This window comes from Luteibacter sp. GL_149, from assembly GCF_057834065.1.
The window spans coordinates 3,411,331-3,436,548 of the sequence record NZ_CM174395.1 but is presented as its reverse complement, the minus strand read 5'-3'; the positions used below and the strand labels follow the sequence as shown (position 1 = coordinate 3,436,548).

Below are 25,218 nucleotides of genomic sequence, written 5' to 3'. Positions count from 1 at the left end.
CGTGAACAGCGTGCAGCGTTACCTGCCGGACGATCGCGCGAATGGGCATGGCGCCCACGACCGCGCGTGTCCGCGATTGCGCTCATGCGGCGAGCGGCTCGCAAGCCGGTTCAACCGGCGCCTCGCACCTTCTGGATGCGTTCGATGAGACTTCAAGACCATAACGATTTCACCACGCTGCACTGGGTCAAGGCCGAGCTGGACGACGCCCTGGCCAAGGCACGCCAGGCGCTAGAGTCCTATGTGGAGGACCCGCGCGACACGTTCGTCATGCATACCTGCGCCGCCGACCTGCATCAGGTCCACGGCACGCTGCGCATGGTCGAGCTATACGGCGCCGCGATGGTCGTGGGTGAAATGGAACTGCTGGTGGCTGCCCTCATCGAGGGGCGTGTCGCGCAGCGCGACGAGGCTTATGCGGCACTGATGCGCGGCATGATGCAGATGCCCGACTATCTCGAGCGTCTGCAGAGCGGTCATCGCGACGTGCCCATCGTGTTGCTGCCGCTGCTCAACGATCTGCGCGCTAGCCGCGGCGAACAGTCGCTACACGAATCCGCGCTGTTCACACCGAATCTCGACACCATGCTGCCGGCGACGGCACCCGGTGCCGCCGATCCGTCCATTGCCGAAATGCACCGGCCGGAAATCGCCGGCCTGCGCGTCCGTTTCCAGCAGCAGTTGCTTGCCTGGTTCCGTGGGCAGGGTAACGATCGCCAGTTGCTGGGCATGCGCGCCACGCTCGATTCGCTGGCTGCGCGCTGCTATACGATCGCAGGCCGCCGTCTGTGGTGGATTGCCGCCGGTGTACTCGAAGGTCTGGAGCGCGGCGTGCTGCGCGCCCATGCGGGCGATGTTCGCCAACTGATCGGTCGCGTCGACCGTTGCATCCGTGAACTCGTCGAGGGCGGCGAAGAAGCGTTGCAGAGCGGCGATGCCGACGAGCTGGCGCGCAAGCTCCTTTATTACGTCGCGCAGGCGAAGCCCGGCAGCGAGCGTCTGGACGAGTTGCGCCAGACCTATCGGCTCGACGGCCTGCTTCCCGATGCCGCGGAAGTGGAGCACGCGCGCGGATCGATGTCCGGTCACAACCGTGCTCTGCTGGATACAGTCTCCGCGGCGATCAAAGACGATCTGCTGCGCGTGAAAGAAGCGCTGGACCTGTTCCTGCGCCGTCCGGATGGCGATCCGGCTCAGCTCGGCCCACAGGCCGAAGTGCTGGAGCGGGTAGGCGACACGCTCGGCATGCTGGCGCTGTCGGTACCGCGTCGCGTTGTGAACGAGCAGCGACGCATCATCGAAGAAATCGCGACGCACCAGCGCACGCCCGACGAAGAATCGCTGCTGGATGTCGCCGGCGCGCTGCTGTACGTCGAAGCGTCGCTGGACGATCACATCGAGCGTCTCGGCGCCGAAGAGGAACATGTCGACGCGGAAGGCGGTCATCACCCGCTGCCGCGTAGCGAAGCGCGTCACATTCTCGCGACGCTGATGCGCGAAGCGACCACGAACACAGGCAAGGTGAAGGACGCGATCGTTTCCTTCGTCGAGTCGTCGTGGAATCACGAATACCTGAATGGCACGCCGGAACTGATGGCGGAAATCGGCGGCGCCATGCGCATGCTGAATGCCACGCGCCCGGCGGATCTCGCCGATGGCATCGGCCTGTTCATCCATCGCGAACTGCTTGGCGACCGCCGCGTGCCGACCGGCACGCAGATGGACCGTCTTGCCGATTCGCTGGCGGCGCTGGAGTACTACCTGGAAGCCGCACGAGAGCATCGTGGCGGCCTCGAACACATTCTCGACGTGACGCAGCAAAGCCTGGCCGATCTCGGCTACTGGCCTGTGCCGGCAGAGCGCGGGGTACGTGGATTGGGCGACGAGCTCGAATCCATCGAACAGACGGCGGTCGAACACATCGCGGTGCCCGAGAGCAGCGCCGACCACGGCGAGACGGTCGCGACCTTCGCCGATACGTTCGACGTCATCGACGAACCGGTGGAAGACGAACCCGTCGCACCGGCCGTTGCCGCTGCGTCGGAAGAAGGCGACTGGGTCGAGATCGAAGAAGAAGTCGAGCAGGAAGTCGGCGGCGACGGCAACGCCGAATTCGCCGGATTCCAGATCACGGTCGACGGCATCGACGACGAAATTCGCGACATCTTCCTGGAAGAAACCGAGGAAGAAATCGGCAACCTGCTCGCGGCGCAGTCCGCGTGGATGACCGATCCGGAACAGATTCAGGCACTCACCCCCATTCGTCGTTCGTTCCACACGCTGAAGGGTTCGGGTCGCCTGGTCGGCGCGCGTCTCCTGGGCGAGTTCTCCTGGAAAGTGGAGAACATGCTCAACCGTGTACTGGATGGCACGATCCTGCCGCACGACGGTGTGCAGGCGCTGGTGCGCCATGCCATCGACGCACTGCCGCAGCTCAAGCTGGCGCTGCAGGGCGAAACGACGCCGGCCGCACCGATCGCCGCGATCATGGAAACGGCCGACAAAATCGCGGCGGGCGAAAGCGCCTACGTCGAGAACGTGGCCAGCAGTTCGATGCAGACCGTGCGCACCAAGGTGAAGCGTCGCGTTCCGCGCGACACGATCGCCGAGGTCCCGACCGGTTCGTTCGCCTCCGTTGCCGGTACCACGACGGACGACGCGACGGAGCTGCTGTCGTTCGCGGACGACACCTATGCCGCTCCGGCGCTGCCGCCGGTCGACGCAGTGCTGCTGGACATCCTGCGCACGGAAGTCGCGCAGTACCAGCAGACCATCCGCGCCAATCTCGCACGTACCGGGACCGGCGAACTGCCGGTCGACGATGGCCTGCTGCGTGCGGTGCATACGCTGCATGGCGCCATCGGCATGGTCGATATTCCGGTACTGATCCAGGTACTGGCCCCGCTGGAAGGCCTGATCAAGCGCGTCCGTGCCAGTGGCGTGCCGCTGCATGCCGACGGTGTCGAGGTGCTTGGCAAGGCGGCGGATCTTGTCGACCACGTGATGACGCTGTTCGACGAGACGAATCCCGTTGTGCCGAATGGCGAAGCATCGGCGCTGGCTTCGCGTATCGCCGCGTTGCGCGACGAACAGCCCGAAGCCACGGTAGCGCATGTGCTTTACGAGCCCGATCCTGTTCCGTTGGACGACGAGGAAGAGGGCACGGTCGACACCCGGTTCTCCGAACCGGCGGCGGAAGCCGTGCATGTCGACGAAGTGCAGCCGGTGGTCGACGACGAATGGCTCGTCGACGAGCCGGATGACGAATTCGCGCCGGTGGCTGAGCCCGTCGTAGACGCGGACGATGACATTCCCGGTATCGAAGCGGTACCGCTGGCGCCCGTTTCGACGAACGAGGATCTCACCGCCGAACTGCTGGCGGCATTCGAGAAATTCGAGGTCGACGCGAGCCCCGAATCGATCAGGACCATCGAAAAGTACGACGCCGAGGAAGACGCCGCGTGGAAGGCGCTGGTCGGCGACCTCGCCGTCGACGAACCCAGCGTGGCCGAAGCATCGACGGACGATCCGGCTACGCTCGCGCAGCCGATGTCGCACGATGGCGAAACGCCACGTTACGACGAATCGCTCGACGAAGTGGTTGCCGAAACGCCGTATGAGGAACATCTCGTCGCCGATGCGTCGCTGGTCGACGTGTCCGAAGCCCTGTCGGACGACGAGCATGTCGCGGAAGAAGAGCCTGCCGTCGAAGCATTGGCTGTCGAAACACCGGCTGTCGAAGCGCCCGTCGTCGAAGCACCGATCGCGGCTCTCGTGCCCGAGATCTCGCCGTACGCGAATATCGATCCCGATCTACTCGAAGTCTTCGTGGAAGAGGGTCGCGAGATCCTCGATCACGCCGACGGTGTGCTTGCGCAGTGGCGTGTCGAACCCGACCAGCCCGAGCATGTCGCCGGTCTTCAGCGCGACCTGCATACGCTGAAGGGCAGTGCGCGCATGGCTGGCATGGCGCCGGTCGGCGACCTGTCCCATGCGATGGAAGCGCTGCTGGACGCCGTTGCCGGCGGACAGCGCGAGCCGGACCGTGCCGCGATCGAGGCGACCGAAGTTGGCTTCGACAAGTTGCATGGCCTGGTTCAGAAGATTGCGCTCGGCCATCCCATCGCGTTGACCGATGAAGATATCGAACCGTTCGCGCGCCTTGCCGGTGCACCGATCGCACCCGATACCGATACGCTGGAAAGCTTCCGCGACGAACGCGAGGCCGCGCGTCCCACGCCGGTCATGCGCGATATGCCCGAGCTGCTTCCGGAATTCGAGGAAGAAGAAGTCCAGCGTTCGCCGCAGGAACAGATCCGCGTTCGCGCGGACATGCTCGATACGCTGGTGAACCACGCGGGCGAAGTGTCGATCTACCGCTCGCGTCTGGAACAGCAGATCGCCAGCTTCCGTTCGACGCTGACCGAGCACGAACAGACGGTCAGCCGCCTGCGCAGCCAGCTGCGCATGCTGGAAATCGAAACGGAAACGCAGATCATCGCGCGCTACCACCAGGAGCATCGCGAGACCGGTCTGTCGACGTTCGATCCGCTCGAACTCGATCGCTTCTCGCAGCTGCAGCAGTACTCGCGCGCACTCGCCGAGTCGGTGTCCGATCTTGTGTCGATTCAGACGATCCTCGACGACCTGACCCGTCAGTCCGAAACGTTGCTGCTCCAGCAGCAGCGCGTCAACGCGGAACTGCAGGACGGTCTGATGCAGACCCGCATGCTGCCGTTCGACGCCATGGTGCCCAACCTCCGCCGTACGCTACGCCAGGCCGCGCAGGATCTCGACAAGCGCGCCCAGTTGCAGGTCGAAGGTGCGCACGGCGAAATGGATCGCAATCTGCTCGATCGCATCAAGGCGCCGTTCGAGCACATGCTGCGCAACGCGGTCGCGCACGGCATCGAATCGCCCGCCGAGCGCGAGCGCGCCGGCAAGCCCGCCGAAGGCATGGTTCGCATCCAGGTCGCACGCGAAGCCACCGAAGTCGTCGTTCGCCTCAGCGATGACGGCGCGGGCATGGATCGCGACGCGATCCGCAGCAAGGCCATCGATCGCGGACTGCTGCGCGCCGATGCTCGTATCTCCGACGACCAGCTATTCGCACTGACGCAGGTTCCGGGTTTCTCCACCGCGGAAAAAATCACCCAGGTGGCCGGTCGTGGCGTAGGCATGGACGTCGTGGCAAACGAAATCAAGCAGCTCGGCGGTACGTTGGGGATCGAATCCCAACGCGGCGTCGGAACCACCTTCGTGCTGCGTCTGCCGTTCACGCTGGCCGTAACCCAGGCCATCATCGTGCGCATCGGCGAATCGAACTTCGCGATTCCGATGACCTCGGTGCAGGGCGTGGCACGCATTTCTCCGGAAGATCTTGCCGAGCGCGTGGCGTCGGAGGATCCGCAGTTCAGCTATGCAGGCGAGAACTACGCCATTCACGATCTTGCGCAGCTGCTCGGCGTGAACGTCGTCCATGCGCCCGACGAAGCGCAACTGCCGCTGCTTCTCACCCGAAGCGGCGAACTGCGCGGTGCCATTCGCATCGACGCCGTGATCGGTTCGCGCGAAATCGTCGTCAAGCCGGTCGGTCCGCAGGTTAGTTCGGTGCCGGGTATCCTCGGTGCGACGATCATGGGCGACGGCTCGGTGCTGATGATTCTGGATCTCGCGCCGCTCGTGCGTCACGGCCTTGCACGCCGCGCATTCGAGGCAGAAGCGGGTATCGCTGCCATCGGTCACGCACAGGACGAAATCCGGACCAAGCCGCTGGTCATGGTGGTCGACGATTCGATCACGATGCGCAAAGTTACCGGCCGCGTGCTGGAACGCAACGAGTTCGAAGTCGCCACCGCGAAGGATGGCGTCGACGCGCTGGAGAAACTCAACGACCGCGTGCCGGACCTGATGCTGCTCGACATCGAGATGCCGCGGATGGATGGCTACGAACTCGCGACGCACATGAAGGCAGACAGCCGCCTGCGCGACGTGCCGATCATCATGATTACCTCGCGTACCGGCGATAAGCATCGCCAGCGCGCGTTCGATATCGGCGTCGACCGTTACATCGGCAAGCCATACCAGGAGAGCGATCTCATCGTGCAGATCAACGACGTGCTGAGAGTGACCCATGGCTGAGCGCCAGCCATCGGCGGTCGCACTGCTGTTCGACGACGCGAGCCTCAGTACGCATCTTCGAGAGGCACTCATCGAGCTGGGTGCGAGCATCGTCTACGCATCCGACCTTAAGTCGTTCGCACCGGCCGCGCTGGTCGGTTCGTCGGCCGACGTGGTTGTCGTCGACCTGGACAATCCGTCCGATGCCGATCTGGACCGTCTCTACGACGCCATCGAAGGCGACCATCCACGTCTGGTGTTCAACGATGCGGATTCCTCGCGTCATCTTGCCGGCTGGGATCGTGCGCGCTGGGCGCGCCACCTCGCCGCCAAACTCGTTGGCGATGCACCGGTAGACCCGCCGCGTCCCGCCGACGCACGCGCGATCGAGCCGCGACTAGCCGCTGTCGAGCTACCCGATGCGCTCATCGACGAGCCCGTGGCCGAGGTCGTGTCCGCCGACACATTCGAGGCACCTGTCGAACCCATCGATCACCTTGTATACGAGCCCGAATCCTCGAGCGAACCGGTGGCTACCGTCGAGGAAGATCTCGACGAGCTGGAATTCTCCACGTCGTTCGACGAGGCCCGAAGCAACGAAACCGATGCGGATGCAACGACGTTAGCCGCCGAGCTCGAAGCACTGCTTGCAGAGAACGACAGTCACGCATTCGACTCCGACGGCCTCGATACCCTGCCGTCCGCCGATCTCGAACTGACCGAGCTGGCATCACTGGATCTGTCGAACTTCGAAGTAGTGGATGAAGCGGCACCCGCGCCCGTATCCGTCGAACGCGAATTCGACCTGAGCCGGTTCGAACTGGCCGCCGTGGACGACATGGCCGCTGCTTCGACCGACGCGGTCGGTTCCCTCGAGATCGAATCGCGCTCGACCGAATTCGTGCCGGCGCCGGCGCCCGAGTGGGACCTGATCGATCACGACACCATCGTCGTCGAGAAAACCGTGCCGACCGATCCGGGCCAGTTCGGCATCCAGACCATCAGCGCCGCGGAATATCTCGCACAAGACATCGTCGACGATGGTTCGCACGACCTGAAGCCAGGCCTCAGCCTCGAACTGGTCTCGATGGAAGAAGCCGTGGCGCCACGTACCGATGGCGACTTCGCGCACGAAATGTTCCTCGAAGGTGGTTCCCGCGCCGTGCGACGCATCGTCGCGCTGGGTGCCACGAACGAGGGCGAAGCGGCGCTTGGCCGCTTCCTGGGCCGCATGTCGGGCCGGCTTCCCGCCGTCATTCTGGTAGCACAGCATCACGACGGCGATACCGCCGCGCTTGTCGAGCGCCTCTCGGCGACGGCGGGCCGGAAGTCGTTCGCCGCGGCGAACGGCATGGCCGTACACCATGGCGATATCGTCGTGGTACCGCGCGGATCGCTGGTGCAGATCCGTCGCGACGGCGCCGTCTCCGTAAAGGACGACGACAATGGACGGCGCGCGAAGGGACCGTCGATCGACAGCATCTTCAGTGCGCTCGCCACCGATTTCGGTTCGGATGCGCTGGCCATTGTGTTCGCAGGCCACGCCAATGACGCGGTGGCCGGTTCGCAGGCCGTATACGACCGGGGCGGTCGTGTGTGGATCGAAACACCCGAAGACGATGCCGCGGGCCAGATGGTGGCAGGCATCCGCGAGGAACGCGTCGCCGGCTTTACCGGCGATGTCGATGCGCTCGTCAAGAAACTGATCGAGGAACTCTCATGAGCGAACCGTTACCGCGCGAAATTCGCTGCGTACTGATTCCCAGCGGCGGCGTTCGCCTGTTGCTGCCGAATGCGGCAGTGGCCGAAGTCATTACGCTCACCAAGCCCGAGCCTGTCGCCGATGCGCCGGAGTGGTTGCCGGGCCGGATCGGATATCGCGGTTGGAAGGTGCCATTGGTGTCGTTCGCGCATCTGGCCAAGGCAGGCGACGAGGATGTTCCGATGGCATCTCGCGTTGCCGTGCTGAAAGCGTTGGGGAACCATCCCAGACTTCCGTTTATCGCCGTACTTACGCAGGGATTTCCGCGTTTGACGACGTTGAATGCGGAACTGATTTTGCCTACGCACGACGGAAGCGATTTGCCGTTCGGGGTTCGTGCGCAGGTGTTGGTGCGCGACGATACGGCGATTATTCCCGATCTCGAGGCGCTGGAAGAGACGCTTGTGGGGTTGCTTGGGCTTGAGGACGATGAGGGCATTCGCGTCGCTGAGTGATGCGGATGGGCTTTAACCCGCTTTTTGCTGGAAGCGCGTTGCGGTTTGTTGTGGCGTTGGGTGGAACCGGCCGGCCCCCTCGCCGTGCCACAGCGAGGCCGAAACGCCTCATCGGCCTATTGACATGCAAATGAGAATCACTATCATCAACTCCGCACCTACCCCCATGCGGAGCTGACCATGTTGATGAGAGCGCTTCCCCTGACCGAAGCACCAGCGCGCGATAAAATCGTCGCGTTGCGTGGACCGTCCGCGACGGCACGCCGCGTCGCCAGCAAGAACCTGCTGGAAGGCGCGCGCGAGCTGGTGATCGAGCATCAGGGCAGTGAGTATCACCTGCGCCTGACGCGTAACGACAAGCTCATCCTCACCAAGTAAAGCGGGCAGGGCGGTTAACCGTCCGCGCGTTCGTTCCTCCCCCGAGCCTATCGCCAGCTCATGTCCAATGGATGGACGGCCAGCCGGGCTATCCATCGTTCGGAAGTCTCATGGAGACGTTATGTTCGGCTGGCTCGCTACCTTTGGCGTGCATGCGCGCGCTCGTTCCACCCCCGTCACGCAGTGGCTTGCTGTGGCACCACGTCCGCTGATCGAGGGACTCGCGCAGCTTGGCGGCGTGCTTTATCTCGCTCTTCCACGACGCGAATCGACGGATGACGTCCCGTTCGCCGGATGTCTGGTGGAGCATGCCGAACTTGCTCCGCTGCTGTGCACGCGTTACGTCGGTCTTACCTGTGCCGTTACGTCGGAAGGTCCGCGCGAATGGATCGAGTGCGCCGACGATGCCGGGCGATTGCTTGCGCGCATCTATCTGCTTCCGGACACCGACTATCTCGCCTGGGACGGTCTCTTCGTGGGCGGCATTCCCGTCGACGTTCCCGCCCGCTGGGGCAAAAGCACCGACATTTGCGGCATGACCCGGGCACGTGTCCTGCGCTTCATCCGGCACCGTGTCGCGGAGCTGGACGTGCTCGGTTCGCGTCCTGTGCGCATCTCCGTTCTGGGGCAGGGCGTCGCGCGCGATATCGCGTTGTCCGAATCGGTTGCGATGTCCGGCTAGTTGTCCCCGGTGTCCGTGTCCGGTGTCCGCGGACACCGGCCGCGCAAAACGGTGCATTTATAACTTACTGACTCGTCAATGATTTTTGTCGTTCTTCATCATGGCACGACCTTTGCTGAATACCCCTCGTAACCACGCTGTCCGTGGCCAGGGAATCTGCAATGATCCGCGACACCTCCGCACAGGACCGTCTCGTCGAAGTTCGTCCGAACCATAAGCGCAAGCTCATGCTTGCGGGCGCCGGCGTTGCCGTCGTCGCGTTGTGCGTATTCGCCGCACCGAAAGTCATGACAATGTTTTCGGCCGATGCATCGGTCAGTGGATCCCGTCTGAGCTTCGCGACCGTAGAACGCGGCCCGTTCGTGCGCGATATCGCTGCCGAAGGGAAAGTGGTCGCCGCGGTCAGTCCGACGCTGTACGCGACATCGCCAGGCGCGGTCGTTCTGAAAATTCATGCCGGCGACGTCGTGAAAAAGGGCCAGGTACTGGCGTCGATCACCAGCCCGGAACTGACCAGCAAGCTTGCACAGGAAACATCCGCCGCGAATGCGATGGAAGTCGATTTCCTGCGTGCACAGATCGATGCGCGCAAGAAGCAGCTGGAATTGCAGAAGGCCTATGACAACGCGGTCATCGACCAGCGGTCGGCCGAGCGCGACCAGGATCGCTACGAAAAGGCCTTCGGCAAGGGCGCCGTGCCCAGCATGGACGTCGATAAGGCCAAGTCGACGGTCGAGAAGGCCGTCATCACGACCAAACATGCGGAGTCCGACCGCAATCTGGACAACGACAGCCTGACCTTCGACGTGAAGTCCAAGCGCCTGGCCCACGACCGGCAGGTGCTGCTGGTGCAGGACCTCGAACGGCAGGTCGCGGACCTCGACGTGAAGTCGCCCGTCGACGGTCAGGTCGGTCAGCTCTTCATCGCCGAACGCGCCACGGTCGCGAAGGACGCACAGTTGCTCAGCGTCATCGATCTTTCGGCGCTGGAAGTCGAAATGAAGGTGCCGGAAAGCTTCGCACGCGATCTGGGCATCGGCATGCCGGGCGAGATCACGGGTAACGGCAAGGTCTGGCAGGGCAAGGTCAGTGCGATTTCGCCCGAAGTGGTCAACGGCGAAGTGTCGGCGCGTCTGCGCTTCGACGGCGAGACGCCGCAGCAGCTTCGGCAGAACCAGCGTTTGTCGGTGCGCATCCTCCTGGACAAGCGCGACAACGTACTCACGGTGGCCCGCGGTTCGTTCGTGGATGAAAGCGGCGGCCGCTATGCCTATGTCGTGCACGACGGCATTGCCGACAAGCGCGAGATTCGCGTCGGTGCGAACAGCATCGACAAAGTTGAGATCCTCGACGGCCTGAAGGCCGGCGACAAGATCGTGATTTCCGGCACCGACGGTTTCAACGGCGCCGCGCACGTGGCGATCAGTCGATGATCCGCAACGTCATGTGCCCCGTTGTGCCCCGTTAACTACCTATTACCGAAGAGGGAACCGACATGCTGAAAATGACTCACCTGGCCAAGGTCTACCGCACCGAAGTCGTCGAAACCTATGCGCTGCGCGATTTCAATATCAACGTCAAGGAAGGCGAATTCGTCGCCGTGACCGGTCCGTCCGGCTCGGGCAAAACGACCTTCCTGACCATCGCGGGTCTGCTGGAAACGTTCACGGGCGGCGAGTATCACCTCGACGGCGTGGAAGTCAGCAAGCTGGACGATAACGCCCGCTCGCGCATTCGCAACGAAAAAATCGGCTTCATCTTCCAGGCGTTCAACCTGATTCCCGATCTGAATGTGTTCGATAACGTGGAAGTCCCGCTGCGATATCGCGGCATGAAGTCCGCCGAACGCAAGCAGCGGATCATGGATGCGCTGGAGCGCGTGGGCCTGGCTTCGCGTGCCAAGCACTACCCGGCCGAACTGTCCGGCGGTCAGCAGCAGCGCGTGGCGATTGCCCGTGCGCTCGCCGGCTCGCCGCGCCTGCTACTGGCCGATGAGCCGACCGGGAACCTCGATACGCAGATGGCTCGCAGCGTGCTGGAACTGCTGGAAGAGATCCATCGCGAAGGTGCGACCATCGTCATGGTGACCCATGATCCGGAGCTGGCTGCGCGCGCGCAGCGCAACGTGCACGTCATCGATGGCCAGGTGGTCGATCTTGCCGAAGACCCGCGCTTCCATGCGAATGCGCATCTTGTCGGTGCGAACTCGTAAACCAGCCAGTCGTTCGGGGAGGGGCGCGGCGTTTGCCGCGCAAAGGCGGTTAATGCCGCATCATGCTGGGGATCGATAGCCATGTTCGCCTATTACCTGCAACTCGGCCTGCGCAGTCTGCGCCGGAATCCAATGCTTACCGCGCTGATGGTCATGGCGATCGGATTCGGTGTGGCCGCGTCCATGACCACTTACTCGGTGTTTCGCGCGACATCGCGCAATCCGATTCCGCAGAAATCCGACGTGCTCTACATGGTGCAGGTCGACAACTGGGGACCGGAAAATACCGAGAAGGGCGAGCCGCCGGATGCTTTGACTTATATCGATGCCGTGGCCCTCGGACGTGCGAAACAGGCGCACCGGCAGACCGCGATCTATCCGATCGGTCCTTCGGTCATTCCGGACGACCCGTCGCGTCTTCCGATGCGTCAGGGGTCTTATGCGGTCGGGGCGGACTTCTTCCCCATGTTCGACGCGCCGTTCCTCCAGGGCGGTCCGTGGACGACCGAGGACGACGATAAGCATGCCAGCGTGATCGTCATCGATCGAAAGCTCAACGACAAACTGTTCAACGGTGGTCAGAGCGTCGGCAAGCAGGTGAATCTGGATGGCCGTCTGTTCCGGGTGACGGGCGTCATCGATGAATGGAATCCGCAGCCGCGCTTCTTCGACGTCGTTAATACCGGTGGCTTCGACGATCCGCCGGGCCTCTATATTCCCTACAACCGCGCTGTCGATCTGCAGTTGCCGACCAACGGCAATAACAACTGCGCGAAGGATCCGGGAGAGGGTTGGGACAATTACGTTCGTTCCGAGTGCATCTGGAACGGGTTCTGGGTCGAACTTCCCAGCAAGGCCGATGCCGCGGCATACAAGCGCTACCTCGAAGGCTACGCGGCGGAACAGCAGCGCGCGGGGCGCTTCAGCTGGGCTCCGAATGTGCGGCTGCGCAACGTTATGGAATGGCTCGACGTGCAGCATGTCGTTCCGCCCGAGTCGCAGATTTCGCTGGCTGTATCCCTCGGCTTTCTCGTGATCTGTCTCGTCAATACGGTGGGTTTGCTGCTTGCCAAGTTCATGCGGCGCGCACCGGAGATCGGCGTACGTCGGGCGCTCGGCGCCTCCCGTCGCACCATTTATGCGCAGTTCCTTATCGAAGCCGGGACCGTGGGTCTTGCGGGCGGTTTGCTGGGACTGATCCTGACGGGTGTCGGTGTGCTGGGTGTCGGGCTGGTGTTTCCCAAGGACATCGCCCGTCTGGCAACGCTGGATCCCGCGCTGATTCTTCTGACGCTGGTGGTGGCTGTCGCCGCCTCGCTGATCGCGGCCTTCTATCCCACGTGGCGCGCCGCTCAGGTGCAGCCGGCGTGGCAGCTCAAATCCAACTAAGGGGCGGTGTCATGCAGATCAAACCGATTCTCGCCGCGCTTCGCCGGCACAAGGCAGGCACCATCCTGATCGCGCTGCAGATCGCGCTGACCCTGGCGATCGTATGCAACGCGCTGTTCATCATCGAGCAGCGCGTCTCGCGGCTGTCGCGCACCACGGGCATGGACGAAACCAATGTCATTGCGATCGCCAACCGATATGTCGGGCCGGGCACGAGCTTCACGCCCACGGTGAAAACGGACCTCGCCGCCATTCGTAACCTGGCGGGCGTGGAAGATGCGTACGCGACGAACTCCTATCCGCTGCGCAACGGCGGCTGGTCGATGGGCGTGCGTCTGAAACCCGATGCGAAAAAGGAAATCACGTCGACGACGCTGTACTTCATCGACGACCATGCGCTGAAGACGCTTGGCGTGAAGCTGATCGAAGGTCGCAATTTCAACGCGGGCGAAGTCATTTCGCTGGACCCGCGCAATTCGACGTCCCTGCCGCAGGTCATCATTACCAAGGCTCTCGCGCAGAAGTTGTTCGCGGACGGCAAGGCGCTGGGCAAGACGATCTATCTCTCGCAGGAAGGCAAGCCTTCTACCGTTATCGGGGTGGTCGAGAAGCTGCAGGTGCCCTGGGTCGGTACGTGGGCGGGCAAATTCGACCAGAACGCCGCCGTGCTTCCGGCTATTCTCGACAGCAACTATCAGAACTTCGTGGTCCGTACGCGGCCAGGACAGCAGGAAGCGATGCTGAAAGCGCTTCCCAAGACGCTGTACGCCACCAGCCGCATGCGCGTCATTCCCGAGGAAACCGGTATCCGCACGTTCGAGCAGGTCCGCGCACGGGCGTACGAAACCGATCGCGGCATGGCGATCCTGATGGGTATCGTCTGTGCCGTGCTGCTGGCGATTACGGCGGCGGGCATCGTAGGCCTGTCCAGTTTCTGGGTCGGCCAGCGGCGCAAGCAGATCGGCGTTCGCCGGGCGCTTGGCGCCACGAAAAGCGACATCCTCAGTTACTTCATGACCGAGAACTTCCTTATCGCGCTGGGTGGCGTCATCGTAGGTTCCCTGCTTGCGGTCGGCATGAATCAGTGGCTGTTCACCCGGTTCGAAATGGAGCGGCTTTCGCTGACTTATGTTGCGGTGGGTGTTGTGGCCCTGCTTGCCTTGGGGCAGGCGGCGGTGCTGGCACCGGCGTTGCGCGCATCGCGTGTATCGCCGGTTGAAGCGACGCGTACGGTCTGAAGCGAAGCCATACGGAGATATAGATGTTCGGCTATTACATTGAACTGGCTGTGCTGAGCCTGCGGCGCAACCGCATGCTTACCGCGTTGATGATACTCGCCGTGGCACTTGGTATCGGTGCGAGCATGACGACATTCACCGTGCTTCACGTGCTCTCGGGAGATCCGCTGCCGGGCCGCAGTCACACATTGTTTTATCCGCAGTTGGACGCGCGTTCGCTGGATGGCTACGAGCCCGACAGCGAGCCTGCCAACCAGGTGACCTGGGTCGACGGGATGAACCTGTTGCGGGCCCATCGGGGCGATCGTCAGGCCCTGATGACCGGTGGTGCGGTACCCATCCAGCCGGACAATGGAAGCATCGATCCGTTCTATTCGCGCGCGCGCTATACGACAGCCGATTTCTTCCCGATGTTCGAGGTCCCGTTCCGCTATGGACATGCATGGGGGCCGGAGGAGGACGATTCGAAGGCGCGTATCGCGGTCATCGATTCGGCGCTGAACGACAAGCTTTTCGGTGGTGTCGACAGCACAGGCCGCACGCTTCGCGTCAACGGCTCGGATCTTCGCATTATTGGCGTACTGGCCGACTGGAGGCCGAGTCCACACTTCTACGATCTCAATATGGGCGGCTATTCCGAGGCGGAGGGCGTGTTCATTCCGCTCTCGACCTCCCGTGCTCTCGTGTTGGGGCGCAGTGGGTCCGTGGATTGCTGGGGCAAGGGGTCCGGCGCCGAAGACCAGCTCGAAAGCGCCGACTGCGTCTGGCTGCAGTACTGGGTACAACTCGATACGGCGGAGAAGGCGACGGCGTATAAGGAATTTCTCCAGCATTACTCGCAGGAACAGCATGCACTCGGCCGCTTCGAGCGCCCGCCGAACGTTCGTCTGCGCGATCTGATGGGCTGGCTCGACTATCAGAAGGTCGTGCCGGGCGATGTCAAACTGCAAACCTGGCTGGCATTCGGCTTCTTGCTGGTGTGCCTGGTCAATACCGTGGGCCTGATGCTCGCCAAGTTCATGCGCAGGTCCGGTGAGGTTGGTGTTCGCCGCGCGCTCGGCGCGTCGCGTCGGGCTATCTTCGCGCAGTTGCTGACCGAAGCCGGCATCGTAGGACTGGTGGGTGGTCTGGCGGGTCTGCTGCTGGCGATACTCGGACTGTGGCTTGTCCGGCTGCAGCCGGACAAATACGCATCGCTCGCGCACCTGGACTTGTCCATGCTCGCCACTACCTTCCTGCTGGCCGTCGGCGCAACGCTTGTCGCCGGGCTGCTGCCCGCATGGCGCGCATGCCAGATCGCGCCGGCACTGCAACTGAAATCCCAGTGACGGTGACTATGGACATTCTTCCGATTCTTTCGACCCTGCGCCGACACAAAACCACGGCGGCACTGGTCATTCTGGAGATCGCACTGACCTGCGCGATCGTCTGCAATGCTGTATTCCTGATCGGTCAGCGCCTCGATCGTATCCATTTGAGTAGCGGTATCGTGGAGAACGAGCTCGTCCAGATCACGATGTCGGGCATCGGCAAACCGAAAGACGCTCATGCCCGCGCGCTCGAAGACATCGCGGCACTGCGCAGCATTCCGGGCGTCGAGTCCGCCGTACTGGTCAATCAGATACCGTTCGGCAACGCGTCCTGGAACTCGTCGATCAAGCTCACCGCCGAGCAGAAGGTGGGGACGGCAAGCGCCACGCAATATTTCGGCGATGGCGTGATCGAAACCTTCGGTCTGCAACTCATCGCGGGTCGCAAGTTCGATCCGGGCGAATACACCTGGTTCGACGAAGACCGCGCAGCAAAGCCCGGCGCGTCACCGAATGTCGTGATCATCACCGAAACGCTGGCGAAGAGGCTCTTCCCGGGCGAAAGCGCGCTAGGCAAGGAAATCTGGAGCGGTACGGACGCGGTACGGGTGGTCGGTGTCGTGAAGAGCCTGGTCCGGCCGTCTATTTTCGACTACAAGGCCGCCGAATACAGCATGATTTATCCTCTCCGGATGACGATGGACATGGGGGCGAGCTATATCCTTCGCACGAAACCCGGCGATCGCGATCGGGTTATTGCCGCAGGCGTGGCGAAACTCAAGGAGCTCGACAGTCGTCGCATCGTGACGAACAAACGACCCTTCGAAGATGTCCGTAACGAGTTCTTCGCCGGGGAGCGGGCAATGACCGGGCTGCTCGTTGCCGTGTGCTTCGCGTTGCTGTTGATTACGGCGCTCGGCATTGTCGGCCTCGGTAGTTTCTGGGTCGCCCAGCGTCGTCGGCAGATCGGCGTACGTCGCGCGCTGGGCGCACGTAAGACCGACATCCTTCGTTACTTCCAGACCGAGAATTTCCTGCTCGCGACGATCGGTATCGGTATCGGCATGGCGCTGGCCTATGGAATCAATCTTTTCCTGATGGTCCATTACGAATTGCCGCGCCTCCCGGCGATCTATTTCCCCGTAGGAGCAGTATCGCTTTGGCTGCTGGGTCAGGCCGCCGTTCTCGGCCCGGCGTTGCGGGCCGCTTCCGTTCCCCCCGTCGTGGCGACCCGCGGATGACCCCGGGCCGGGCATAATGCCGATGGGGGTCGACGGGGTTGCAACCTTTTCGTCGGCGGCGGCATCCATCGTTGCATGCGAAAGGACATCATGCGTTCCGTACTGATTATCGATGACAACCCCGCGGTGGGCGAGGCGCTTTCTCTTGCGCTCTCCCTGCGGGATATCCGTGCGCTGGTAGCGCATACCCCCGAGGAAGGGCTCGACATCCTGGCGCGCGAGCAGATCGACGTCGTCATCCAGGATATGAACTTCACGGCCGACACCACATCGGGCGAGGAAGGCTCTGCGCTGTTCAGGGAGATACGCTCGCGGCATACGGACCTGCCCGTGATCCTGCTGACCGCCTGGACGCATCTGGAAAGCGCCGTCGAACTGGTGAAGGCCGGCGCCGCCGACTATCTCGCCAAGCCCTGGGACGACGCCAAGCTGCTTCAGACGGTGGAGAACCTGCTGGAGCTGTCCGAATCCACACGCGAAGTCACGCGTGCCCGCATCGAACGGCGCAAGCGTCGCGAGGCGTTGCAAAGCAAATACGAACTCGACGGTCTGGTCTTCGCCTCCGAAGGCATGGGCCGCACCATCGAACTGGCCTGCCAGGTGGCCCGATCCGATATCCCCGTGCTGGTGACCGGCCCCAACGGTGCCGGCAAGGAACGCATCGCGGCTATCGTGCACGCCAACTCGCCGGTCCGTCGCGGCCCGTTCATCGCGGTGAACTGCGGTGCGCTACCCGGCGAGCTGATCGAAGCCGAACTGTTCGGTGCCGATGCCGGGGCCTATACGGGCGCCAACAAGGCGCGCGAAGGCCGTTTCGAAATGGCCGACGGCGGTACGCTGTTCCTCGATGAAATCGGTAACCTGCCACTTCCGGGCCAGATGAAACTACTGCGCGTGCTGGAAACGGGACAGTTCGAGCGGCTGGGTTCCGGACGCACGCGTCAGGCGAAGGTGCGCGTCATCAGCGCGACCAACGCCGACCTGAAGAGCATGATCCGTGCGGGAACGTTCCGCGAAGATCTTTATTACCGGCTCAACGTCATCGAAGTGAACCTGCCGCCGCTCGCCGAACGCACCGACGATATCCTGCCGCTGGCCGAGCATTTCCTCGAAGAGCGCGCTTCGTTGACGGAAGAGGCTCGCGAAGCGCTGCTGGCGCATAGCTGGCCGGGCAACGTACGGGAACTGAAGAACGCGATCATGCGTGCGGCGTTGCTTGCGCCACAGGGACGTATCGAGGCGACGCATCTGAACCTTCCGACCGCGGTTTCCGTCGCGGCGCGCAACCTGGACGAACCGACACGCGAATCCGTCGAGGCGGCGCTGGCTTCGGCCGGCGGCGTCATCAGTCGCGCGGCGAATTCGCTCGGGTTGTCCCGGCAGGCGCTGTACCGTCGCATGGAGCGCTACGGCCTGGCGACGTGATCTGATAGCGTTGCGACGGTCGCCGGGGGATAGGGGAGTGCGTGCATGAGAAAGATGTCCCTCGAAGGGCGGATGACGATCCTGATCGGCAGCTCCGCGCTGGTCGGTGCGCTCGTCTTCGCATCGGTCACCGAATGGCCGCTACCGCAGCTGATCAACTGGATGGGCAGTTCGCCGAAACACCCGGTCGTGGTCTCGGAGCCGATCGGTCCCTGGGGTGCGCTCACGCTCAGCGTGCTGGTGCTGCTGCCGTTGTCGGCATGGCTGGCGCATGCGGTCATGCAGCCGCTGCGCAGCCTGATGCGCGCGTTGCAAAGCGCCGTGGCCAGCTATCGCGATGGCGACTTCAGCGTTTCCATCGCCTCGTCGCGTAGCGACGAGCTGGGCGATCTGATCCATATGCACAACGCGCTGGGCCAGACCCTGCGCGACCAGCGTCAGCATCTTGCCCAGCGGGAGCTCATGCTCGATACGGTGGTGCAGAACACGCCCGTTGCGCTGGTGCTGACCGACGCGCAGGGCAAGGTGACCTACGCCAATATTGCGGCGCGTCATCTGTTCAACGAAGGCCGGACACTGGCCGGGCTGAATTTCGAAGATATGTTGGCCACGATGCCCGAAGCCCTGCGCAAGGCCGCGCAGGGGGGCGAGGACGCCTTGCTGACCGTCGAGATGGATGGAGGAGAGGAAACCTTCCATCTTTCGCAGCGCAATTTCCGACTGCAGGGCCGGCCGCATCGCCTTCAGCTGTATCGGCGCATGACGCGCGAGCTTTCCAGACAAGAAGTGGCGACGTGGAAGCGGGTGATCCGCGTGATCAGTCACGAACTCAACAATTCACTCGCGCCGATTTCCTCGCTGTCGCATTCCGGGGCCGAACTGGTGCGACGGGGCGATCTGGAGCGGCTGCCCGGCGTATTCGCTTCCATAGGCGATCGCGCGCGACACCTGCATGGTTTCATCGCCGGCTATGCGAGTTTTGCGAAGCTTCCGAGCCCTCAGCCGCAATCCATCGAGTGGAAGCCCTTCCTCGACGCGCTGGCGCTCCATTGCGAGTTCCGGTTGGAGTCCGCCGCACCCGAGCAGCCCGGACGGTTCGACGCGGTCCAGATCGAGCAGGTGCTGATCAACCTGATCAAGAACGCGCACGAGGCCGGAGGCGCGCCGGAGGAGGTCACTCTGGGTCTCCACGTCATCGGCCGCGAGCTTCGGATCGAGGTCGCCGATCGTGGGCCGGGAATGAACGAAATGGTGCTGGCACAGGCCTTGCTGCCGTTCTATTCGACCAAGCGCTCCGGCACCGGCCTGGGCCTGGCGCTGGCGCGCGAGATCGCGGAAGCACATGGCGGCCGCATCGCACTGGCCAACCGCGAAGGCGGCGGGTTGCGCGTCAGCCTTCTGTTGCCGCTGCCCTGACGACGTTCACCTATACTCCCCCTTATCCACAGGAACCGGAGTAGAGGGAATGGGAAGTATCGTCGCGCTGGTTGTCGTCATGGTCGTGGTTGTCGTCCTCGCCAAACTGATCCGTATCGTGCCGCAGGGTTATGAGTGGACCGTCGAGCTGTTCGGCAAGTACACGGGCACTCTCACACCGGGCCTGCATTTCCTTATTCCGTTCGCCTTCGGCATCGGCCGGAAAATGAACATGATGGAACAGGTGCTGGACGTTCCGTCGCAGGACGTCATCACCAAGGACAACGCTGTCGTGCGAGTCGACGGTGTGGTGTTCTATCAGGTACTGGACGCAGCCAAGGCGGCGTACGAAGTCGCCAACCTCGAAGGCGCGGCACTCGCGCTGATCATGACCAATATCCGTACCGTGCTCGGTTCGATGGACCTGGACGAAAGCCTGAGCCAGCGCGATGCGATCAACGCCAAGTTGCTTGGCGTGATCGACGAAGCGACCCATCCGTGGGGCGTCAAGGTCACCCGCATCGAGATCAAGGATATTTCGCCGCCGCGCGACCTCGTCGACGCCATGGCGCGCCAGATGAAGGCCGAGCGCGAGAAGCGCGCGAACATCCTCGATGCCGAGGGTTACCGGCAGGCGGCCATCCTTAAAGCGGAAGGCGAAAAGCAGTCCGCCATTCTCGAAGCCGAAGGCAAGAAAGAGGCTGCGTTCCGTGAAGCGGAAGCCCGCGAGCGCAAAGCCGAAGCCGAGGCGAAGGCGACGACCATGGTATCCACGGCGATCGCTGGCGGCGACGTCAACGCGCTCAATTACTTCGTGGCCAACAACTACGTCGAGGCACTGAAGGAAATGGCGAAGTCGCCCAACCAGAAGATGCTGCTGCTACCGATCGAGGTGACCGGCATCCTGGGTTCGCTGGCGGGTATCGCCGAGCTGGCGAAGGACTCGCTCAGTTCCCAGCAGCAGGCACGCGCGACGCATAACAATGCGAGTGCGGACGTACGTACACCGCCGCCGATTCGCTGACGACATGGGGGCCGACGTGGCATTGCATTATCTCTGGTGGATCGTCGCTCTTGTTCTTATCGGTGGCGAGGTCATCCTGCCTGGCTACTTCATGTTGTGGATTGGCATCGCCGCGGCGGCGATGGGCATCGTGCTGCTGGCCGCGCCCGATCTCGGGCCGATCGCGCAGGCGGTGATTTTCGCCGCCTTCGCCTTCGTTTCCTGCTTCGTTTACTGGAAGCTGGTCCGGCCGCGCATCGAGCGCATTCCGGCGGGCAACGAACGGCTCAATCGTCGTGGCGAGCAGATGATCGGTCAGCGTTACGAGCTGATCGAGCCCATCGTCAACGGTCGCGGCAAAGCGCGCGTCGGCGATGGCATGTGGCTGGTCAGCGGACCAGACCTGCCCGCGGGCACGAAGGTGGAAGTCACGGGTGTGGACGGCACGACGCTGCAGGTAAAGGCATGGGCGTCGTAGGAACCCACGTCCCGACCTCGTTCGCCACCACGGCGATCAACACGCGGATCGCGTTCCTCGTCGAACTGGCCCGGCGCCTCCATCAGTACGGCACCACGGCGCCGCGCCTGGAAGGCGCCATGTCCAGCGTGGCGCAGCGTCTTGGCCTGGTCGCCGATGTCTGGTCCAGTCCCACCGCGATCATCGTGTCCTTCGCCGACCAGGCGCAGGGCGACGAAGGCGTGGCGCAGGTCACCCAGGTCATGCGCTTGCCGCCCGGCGATGTGAACCTTGCGCGTCTGTGCGAGGCGGATCGCATCGCGGACGCGGTCATCGATGGGCAGATGGGGCTGCGCGAGGGCTTCCAGTCGCTGCGTGCGCTGGGTGCCCCGGATACCCGGCGTGCGCAGGCCGGTCTGATCGCCAGCTACGGTCTGGCCGCCGCCACGGTCGTGGCGCTGCTGCTGCACAGCTCGTGGGTGGACCTGATCACGGCGGGCTTCATCGGCATCGTCATCGGCAGCATTACCGTCGCGTCCGCTACCCGTCCGCGTCTCGCCGTCGCCAGCGAAGCCATCAGCGCCATGGTGGCGACCGTCATCGCTACCGTCGTCAGCGCGTATATCGTGCCGCTGGCATTAAAGTCGGTCATTCTCGGCAGCCTCATCGTGCTGCTTCCCGGCATGGCGCTGACGACCGCCGTACGCGAGATATCCAGCGGACATCTCGTGGCGGGTGTCGCGCGGATGGGCGGTGCCGTCGCCACGTTGCTCAAGCTGACGTTCGGCGCCGTCGCGGCCAGCCAGGTTTGCGAGGCCATCGGCATCCAGACCCACGATTACGTGGTGCCACCATTGCCCGCCTGGGCCGACTGGCCGTCGCTGGTTCTGGGTTCCTTCGCCTTCGCCATCCTGTTTCGCGCGGCGCGGCGCGACTGGCTGGTCGTGATGGGGGCGGTGATTCTGGGTTATCTCGCCACACGCTGGGGCGGCTCGATTTCCGGTTCGCTGCCCGGTGCGCCGGTCGGCGTATTCATTGGCGGGGTGCTGCTCGGCGCATTGAGCAATGTATATGCGCGGTTCGCGCACCAGCCCGGAGCGGTAGTACGCGAACCGGGGATTATTCTTCTGGTGCCGGGAAGCGTAAGTTTCCGCAGCGTGTCCTATTTACTGGATCGGGACGCCTCACTGGGCATGGATACCGGATTGCTCGGCATCACCCTGCTGGTGTCGCTGGTCGCGGGCCTTCTGTTCGGCGATTTGCTGGTGGCACCGCGCCGCTCGCTTTAATCGTCCGCGATCGACCATAAAAAACGCCGGCATGGCGCCGGCGTTTTTTATGATCGATGCGTCGGAATCAGACCAGAAGGTCTTTTTCCTTCTTACCGGCCTTCAGCGCTTCGTTGAACCAGCGCGGGCGCTTGCCGCGACCGGACCAGGTCTGCTCGGGACTGAGGGGATTGCGATATTTCGGAGCGACGGTGCCGCCGACACGCTTTACCTTGCCGCGTGCGCCGAATACGTCGTCGAATACGAAGCCTTCGGCCTTGATCAGCGCGTGGATTTTCTCGCGCAGCTTCACCACTTTGTCTTTGCGCAATTCGTTCTGACGCGATTGTGCCTTCGTGATCAGATCGTTCAGCTGATTGTGATTGAGATTTTTGATATCGACCGCCATGGGAAACTCCGCATTTTTTTTGGTTGAACTCTATTGCCCCGCACCATGAGTCGTTCGCGGGAATGCTCATGGTGAATTACCTGCCGATTCTCGCCCACGCGTACGTTAAATGCAAAAAGCCGGGCTTTAAGCCCGGCTTTTCGTAAAACTACCGCGTTCGATTAATAGGCTTTAATACGATTAATCTGAAAACCTCAAGCGAGAAGTGCCAGCAGGTCGTCGCGGGTAATGGCGCGAGCTTCGGTTTCGGTGCGCTGGCGATATTCCAGGGTACCGGCGGCGAGACCGCGTTCGCTGACGACGACGCGATGCGGAATGCCGATCAGTTCCATGTCGGCGAACATCGAGCCGGCGCGCAGGCCACGGTCGTCCAGCACCGTTTCGATGCCGGCCTGCGACAGTTCCCGGTAGAGCGATTCGGCCGCTTCGCTGACTTCCGGCGAGTTCTTGGGATTGATCACGCATACCGCGACACGCCACGGCGCCATGGCATCCGTCCAGATCATGCCCGCGTCGTCATGACGCTGCTCGATGGCGGCGGCGACGATGCGACTGACGCCGATGCCGTAACAACCCATGTACATGGTGGCGAGCTTGCCCTGGTCGTCGAGGACGTTGGCTCCCATGGCTTCGGCGTACTTCTGGCCAAGCTGGAAGATATGGCCCACTTCGATACCGCGTGCCAGGTGCAGCGTGCCGTGGCCGTCCGGCGAGGCATCGCCTTCGACGACTTTGCGCAGATCGACCACGCGGTCGATGCGGGCGTCGCGCTGCCAGTTGGCTCCCGTGTAGTGGGTGCCGTCCTGATTGCCGCCGCAGACGAAGTCCGCCAGCATGGCCGCGTTGCGATCGACGATGACCGGAATGCTTTCGGGCAGGCCGACCGGGCCGATGAAACCGGGGCGCGTGCCGATGGCGGCGATAATTTCCTCTTCGCTGGCGAGCTCGGACTCATCCGGCAGTTCGGGCAGGTGGGCCGCCTTCACTTCGTTGAGTTCGTGGTCGCCGCGGACGCACAACGCCACAAGGCCTTCGCGGCCGCGCACGATGATCGTCTTGACGCACTGTGCCGGCGACACGCTGAGCGCAGCGGAGACTTCGTCGATGCTGCGCTGGGTCGGCGTCGGAACCCGGATCAAGCCGGCGGACGGCGCGGGGCGCTCGCCTGTCGGCGCGAGGGCTTCGGCCAGTTCGATATTGGCGGCGTAGCGGGAACCGTCCGAGAAGGCGATGGCGTCTTCGCCCGAATCGGCCAGTACCTGGAATTCGTTGCTGGCGCTGCCGCCGATCGCGCCGGTATCGGCGTCCACCGCGCGGAACGTCAGTCCCAGACGGGTGAAGATGCGCGAATAGGCGTCGTACATCACCTTGTAGGTTTCAGCGAGCGATTCGTGGGTCAGATGGAAGGAATAGGCATCCTTCATCAGGAATTCGCGCGCGCGCATCACGCCGAAACGCGGGCGGATTTCGTCGCGGAACTTGGTCTGGATCTGGAAGAAATTAAGCGGCAGCTGCTTATAGCTTTTCAGTTCGTTGCGCGCGAAATCGGTAATGACTTCCTCGTGCGTCGGGCCGTAGCAGAAGTCCTGCTCCTTGCGATCCTTGATCTTCAGCAACTGGTTGCCGAATTTCTCCCAGCGACCGGTTTCTTCCCAGAGCTCGCGCGGCTGTACCGACGGCATCAGCATTTCGATGGCGCCGGCACGGTTCATTTCCTCGCGGACCACGTTTTCCACCTTGCGCAGCACTCGCAGGCCCAGCGGCGACCAGGTGTACAGGCCCGAAGCGAGCTTGCGAATCATCCCGGCGCGCAGCATCAGCTTGTGGCTGGCGACTTCGGCGTCGGCGGGTACTTCCTTGACGGTGGCTAGGTGAAACTGGCTGAGACGCATGAGTCTGAAGATCCGGGGTAAAGAAGGAGATTATAGGCGTGCACCATGGCCGCGCGCCCGTCCGGGGCGGCGCGGAACCCGGCTCAAGGGCCGTCGGCCGGTTACTTGCAGTAAGTCTGGTATTGCGTCTGAGCCGCTTCCTGCTGCTGCTTGCGGCCATTGGCGTCCAGCTGTGTCTGGCCGCCTTTGCCGTCGTCGGCCGAGACGGGCTGGCTCGATGCCAGCAGGTCGATATTGGCTTTCAGCTGAGTGCAGAGCTTCTTCCGGTTGTCCGGCGTGTCGGCGGTAGTCCCGGCCGGAGCCTTGCTCGCGGCCGCCGGGGCTGGCGCAGGCGCGGGAACGGGCCCCGGAGCCTCGGCGGTCCCGTTGGTATGGACCTTGTCGAACTTCGTGCCGGTGGTCGGCGGAGCATCGGTGTAGTGGGTGACGCCTTGCGCGTCCTTCCACTTATAGAACTGCGCCTGGCCGTGGGCCATGGTGGCAACCGAAACGAGCAGAGCGACGACCAGGTAACGGCGCATGGAGCGGAATCCAGTGGGTGATGGCGCGGGTACAGTTATC

At 63.1% G+C, this 25,218-nt stretch carries 19 protein-coding genes; 16 read left to right on the top strand and 3 right to left on the bottom strand.

What is annotated here, in order from left to right; all coding sequences use genetic code 11:
• Window positions 1–144 precede the first annotated feature (144 nt).
• The 16 genes from AC3IR3_RS15120 to AC3IR3_RS15045 all read left to right on the top strand — a co-directional run bounded on the left by AC3IR3_RS15120 (window position 145) and on the right by AC3IR3_RS15045 (window position 22,377).
• Window positions 145–6,141, top strand: a complete 5,997-nt coding sequence (locus AC3IR3_RS15120; RefSeq protein WP_489193306.1) for an Hpt domain-containing protein — start codon at window positions 145–147, stop codon at window positions 6,139–6,141.
• Window positions 6,134–7,843, top strand: coding sequence for a chemotaxis protein CheB (locus AC3IR3_RS15115; RefSeq protein WP_489193305.1), 1,710 nt, complete (start codon window positions 6,134–6,136; stop codon window positions 7,841–7,843). Before AC3IR3_RS15120 ends, AC3IR3_RS15115 begins: the two co-directional genes overlap by 8 nt.
• Window positions 7,840–8,337 (top strand): chemotaxis protein CheW, encoded by a 498-nt coding sequence (locus AC3IR3_RS15110; protein WP_489193304.1) that lies wholly within the window; start codon window positions 7,840–7,842, stop codon window positions 8,335–8,337. Before AC3IR3_RS15115 ends, AC3IR3_RS15110 begins: the two co-directional genes overlap by 4 nt.
• A gap of 186 nt (window positions 8,338–8,523) precedes the next feature.
• On the top strand, window positions 8,524–8,715 hold the full coding sequence (gene hemP / locus AC3IR3_RS15105) for a hemin uptake protein HemP (RefSeq protein WP_489193303.1): 192 nt from the start codon (window positions 8,524–8,526) through the stop codon (window positions 8,713–8,715).
• Between the two features lie 121 nt (window positions 8,716–8,836).
• Window positions 8,837–9,397, top strand: coding sequence for a hypothetical protein (locus AC3IR3_RS15100; protein WP_489193302.1), 561 nt, complete (start codon window positions 8,837–8,839; stop codon window positions 9,395–9,397).
• 161 nt (window positions 9,398–9,558) lie between these two features.
• Window positions 9,559–10,830: an efflux RND transporter periplasmic adaptor subunit gene (locus AC3IR3_RS15095; RefSeq protein ID WP_489193301.1), complete on the top strand. Its 1,272-nt coding sequence runs from the start codon at window positions 9,559–9,561 to the stop codon at window positions 10,828–10,830.
• Between the two features lie 62 nt (window positions 10,831–10,892).
• Window positions 10,893–11,609: an ABC transporter ATP-binding protein gene (locus AC3IR3_RS15090; protein WP_132143804.1), complete on the top strand. Its 717-nt coding sequence runs from the start codon at window positions 10,893–10,895 to the stop codon at window positions 11,607–11,609.
• Window positions 11,610–11,690: 81 nt separating this feature from the next.
• Window positions 11,691–12,998, top strand: coding sequence for an ABC transporter permease (locus AC3IR3_RS15085; protein WP_489193298.1), 1,308 nt, complete (start codon window positions 11,691–11,693; stop codon window positions 12,996–12,998).
• 11 nt (window positions 12,999–13,009) lie between these two features.
• The gene (locus tag AC3IR3_RS15080; RefSeq protein ID WP_489193296.1) at window positions 13,010–14,236 is read left to right on the top strand and encodes an ABC transporter permease; all 1,227 of its coding nucleotides are present in this window, start codon (window positions 13,010–13,012) and stop codon (window positions 14,234–14,236) included.
• 23 nt (window positions 14,237–14,259) lie between these two features.
• On the top strand, window positions 14,260–15,564 hold the full coding sequence (locus tag AC3IR3_RS15075) for an ABC transporter permease (RefSeq protein ID WP_489193294.1): 1,305 nt from the start codon (window positions 14,260–14,262) through the stop codon (window positions 15,562–15,564).
• Window positions 15,565–15,572: 8 nt separating this feature from the next.
• Window positions 15,573–16,787: an ABC transporter permease gene (locus tag AC3IR3_RS15070; RefSeq protein ID WP_489193292.1), complete on the top strand. Its 1,215-nt coding sequence runs from the start codon at window positions 15,573–15,575 to the stop codon at window positions 16,785–16,787.
• A 90-nt stretch (window positions 16,788–16,877) separates the two neighbouring features.
• Window positions 16,878–18,212 (top strand): sigma-54-dependent transcriptional regulator, encoded by a 1,335-nt coding sequence (locus AC3IR3_RS15065; RefSeq protein ID WP_489193290.1) that lies wholly within the window; start codon window positions 16,878–16,880, stop codon window positions 18,210–18,212.
• A gap of 45 nt (window positions 18,213–18,257) precedes the next feature.
• A complete protein-coding gene (locus tag AC3IR3_RS15060) occupies window positions 18,258–19,628 on the top strand; it encodes a sensor histidine kinase (RefSeq protein ID WP_489193289.1) in 1,371 nt (456 codons plus the stop codon).
• 49 nt (window positions 19,629–19,677) lie between these two features.
• Window positions 19,678–20,652, top strand: a complete 975-nt coding sequence (locus AC3IR3_RS15055) for an SPFH domain-containing protein (protein WP_489193288.1) — start codon at window positions 19,678–19,680, stop codon at window positions 20,650–20,652.
• A 4-nt stretch (window positions 20,653–20,656) separates the two neighbouring features.
• Window positions 20,657–21,109 (top strand): NfeD family protein, encoded by a 453-nt coding sequence (locus tag AC3IR3_RS15050; protein WP_489193287.1) that lies wholly within the window; start codon window positions 20,657–20,659, stop codon window positions 21,107–21,109.
• Window positions 21,097–22,377 carry a threonine/serine exporter family protein gene (locus tag AC3IR3_RS15045; protein WP_489193286.1) on the top strand — a complete coding sequence of 427 codons (1,281 nt, stop codon included), beginning with the start codon at window positions 21,097–21,099 and terminating at the stop codon, window positions 22,375–22,377. The genes AC3IR3_RS15050 and AC3IR3_RS15045 overlap by 13 nt, the downstream gene beginning before the upstream one ends.
• A gap of 67 nt (window positions 22,378–22,444) precedes the next feature.
• Here the strand turns inward: AC3IR3_RS15045 and AC3IR3_RS15040 are convergent, their stop codons facing one another.
• The 3 genes from AC3IR3_RS15040 to AC3IR3_RS15030 form a co-directional block, all read right to left on the bottom strand.
• The gene (locus tag AC3IR3_RS15040) at window positions 22,445–22,765 is read right to left on the bottom strand and encodes an H-NS histone family protein (protein WP_489193284.1); all 321 of its coding nucleotides are present in this window, start codon (window positions 22,763–22,765) and stop codon (window positions 22,445–22,447) included.
• A 194-nt stretch (window positions 22,766–22,959) separates the two neighbouring features.
• Window positions 22,960–24,657 carry a proline--tRNA ligase gene (locus AC3IR3_RS15035; protein ID WP_489193282.1) on the bottom strand — a complete coding sequence of 566 codons (1,698 nt, stop codon included), beginning with the start codon at window positions 24,655–24,657 and terminating at the stop codon, window positions 22,960–22,962.
• 101 nt (window positions 24,658–24,758) lie between these two features.
• A complete protein-coding gene (locus AC3IR3_RS15030; RefSeq protein WP_489193281.1) occupies window positions 24,759–25,178 on the bottom strand; it encodes a DUF4124 domain-containing protein in 420 nt (139 codons plus the stop codon).
• Window positions 25,179–25,218 lie beyond the last annotated feature (40 nt).

Bases quoted from the DNA above. Each gene is read 5' to 3' on its own strand.
- AC3IR3_RS15075 (WP_489193294.1), top strand. From the start codon at position 14,260: ATGTTCGGCTATTACATTGAACTGGCTGTGCTGAGCCTGCGGCGCAAC.
- AC3IR3_RS15110 (WP_489193304.1), top strand. From the start codon at position 7,840: ATGAGCGAACCGTTACCGCGCGAAATTCGCTGCGTACTGATTCCCAGC.
- hemP (WP_489193303.1), top strand. From the start codon at position 8,524: ATGAGAGCGCTTCCCCTGACCGAAGCACCAGCGCGCGATAAAATCGTC.
- AC3IR3_RS15120 (WP_489193306.1), top strand. From the start codon at position 145: ATGAGACTTCAAGACCATAACGATTTCACCACGCTGCACTGGGTCAAG.
- AC3IR3_RS15055 (WP_489193288.1), top strand. From the start codon at position 19,678: ATGGGAAGTATCGTCGCGCTGGTTGTCGTCATGGTCGTGGTTGTCGTC.
- AC3IR3_RS15115 (WP_489193305.1), top strand. From the start codon at position 6,134: ATGGCTGAGCGCCAGCCATCGGCGGTCGCACTGCTGTTCGACGACGCG.
- AC3IR3_RS15090 (WP_132143804.1), top strand. From the start codon at position 10,893: ATGCTGAAAATGACTCACCTGGCCAAGGTCTACCGCACCGAAGTCGTC.
- AC3IR3_RS15095 (WP_489193301.1), top strand. From the start codon at position 9,559: ATGATCCGCGACACCTCCGCACAGGACCGTCTCGTCGAAGTTCGTCCG.
- AC3IR3_RS15060 (WP_489193289.1), top strand. From the start codon at position 18,258: ATGAGAAAGATGTCCCTCGAAGGGCGGATGACGATCCTGATCGGCAGC.
- AC3IR3_RS15035 (WP_489193282.1), bottom strand. From the start codon at position 24,657: ATGCGTCTCAGCCAGTTTCACCTAGCCACCGTCAAGGAAGTACCCGCC.
- AC3IR3_RS15070 (WP_489193292.1), top strand. From the start codon at position 15,573: ATGGACATTCTTCCGATTCTTTCGACCCTGCGCCGACACAAAACCACG.
- AC3IR3_RS15065 (WP_489193290.1), top strand. From the start codon at position 16,878: ATGCGTTCCGTACTGATTATCGATGACAACCCCGCGGTGGGCGAGGCG.
- AC3IR3_RS15045 (WP_489193286.1), top strand. From the start codon at position 21,097: ATGGGCGTCGTAGGAACCCACGTCCCGACCTCGTTCGCCACCACGGCG.
- AC3IR3_RS15085 (WP_489193298.1), top strand. From the start codon at position 11,691: ATGTTCGCCTATTACCTGCAACTCGGCCTGCGCAGTCTGCGCCGGAAT.
- AC3IR3_RS15100 (WP_489193302.1), top strand. From the start codon at position 8,837: ATGTTCGGCTGGCTCGCTACCTTTGGCGTGCATGCGCGCGCTCGTTCC.
- AC3IR3_RS15080 (WP_489193296.1), top strand. From the start codon at position 13,010: ATGCAGATCAAACCGATTCTCGCCGCGCTTCGCCGGCACAAGGCAGGC.
- AC3IR3_RS15040 (WP_489193284.1), bottom strand. From the start codon at position 22,765: ATGGCGGTCGATATCAAAAATCTCAATCACAATCAGCTGAACGATCTG.
- AC3IR3_RS15050 (WP_489193287.1), top strand. From the start codon at position 20,657: ATGGGGGCCGACGTGGCATTGCATTATCTCTGGTGGATCGTCGCTCTT.
- AC3IR3_RS15030 (WP_489193281.1), bottom strand. From the start codon at position 25,178: ATGCGCCGTTACCTGGTCGTCGCTCTGCTCGTTTCGGTTGCCACCATG.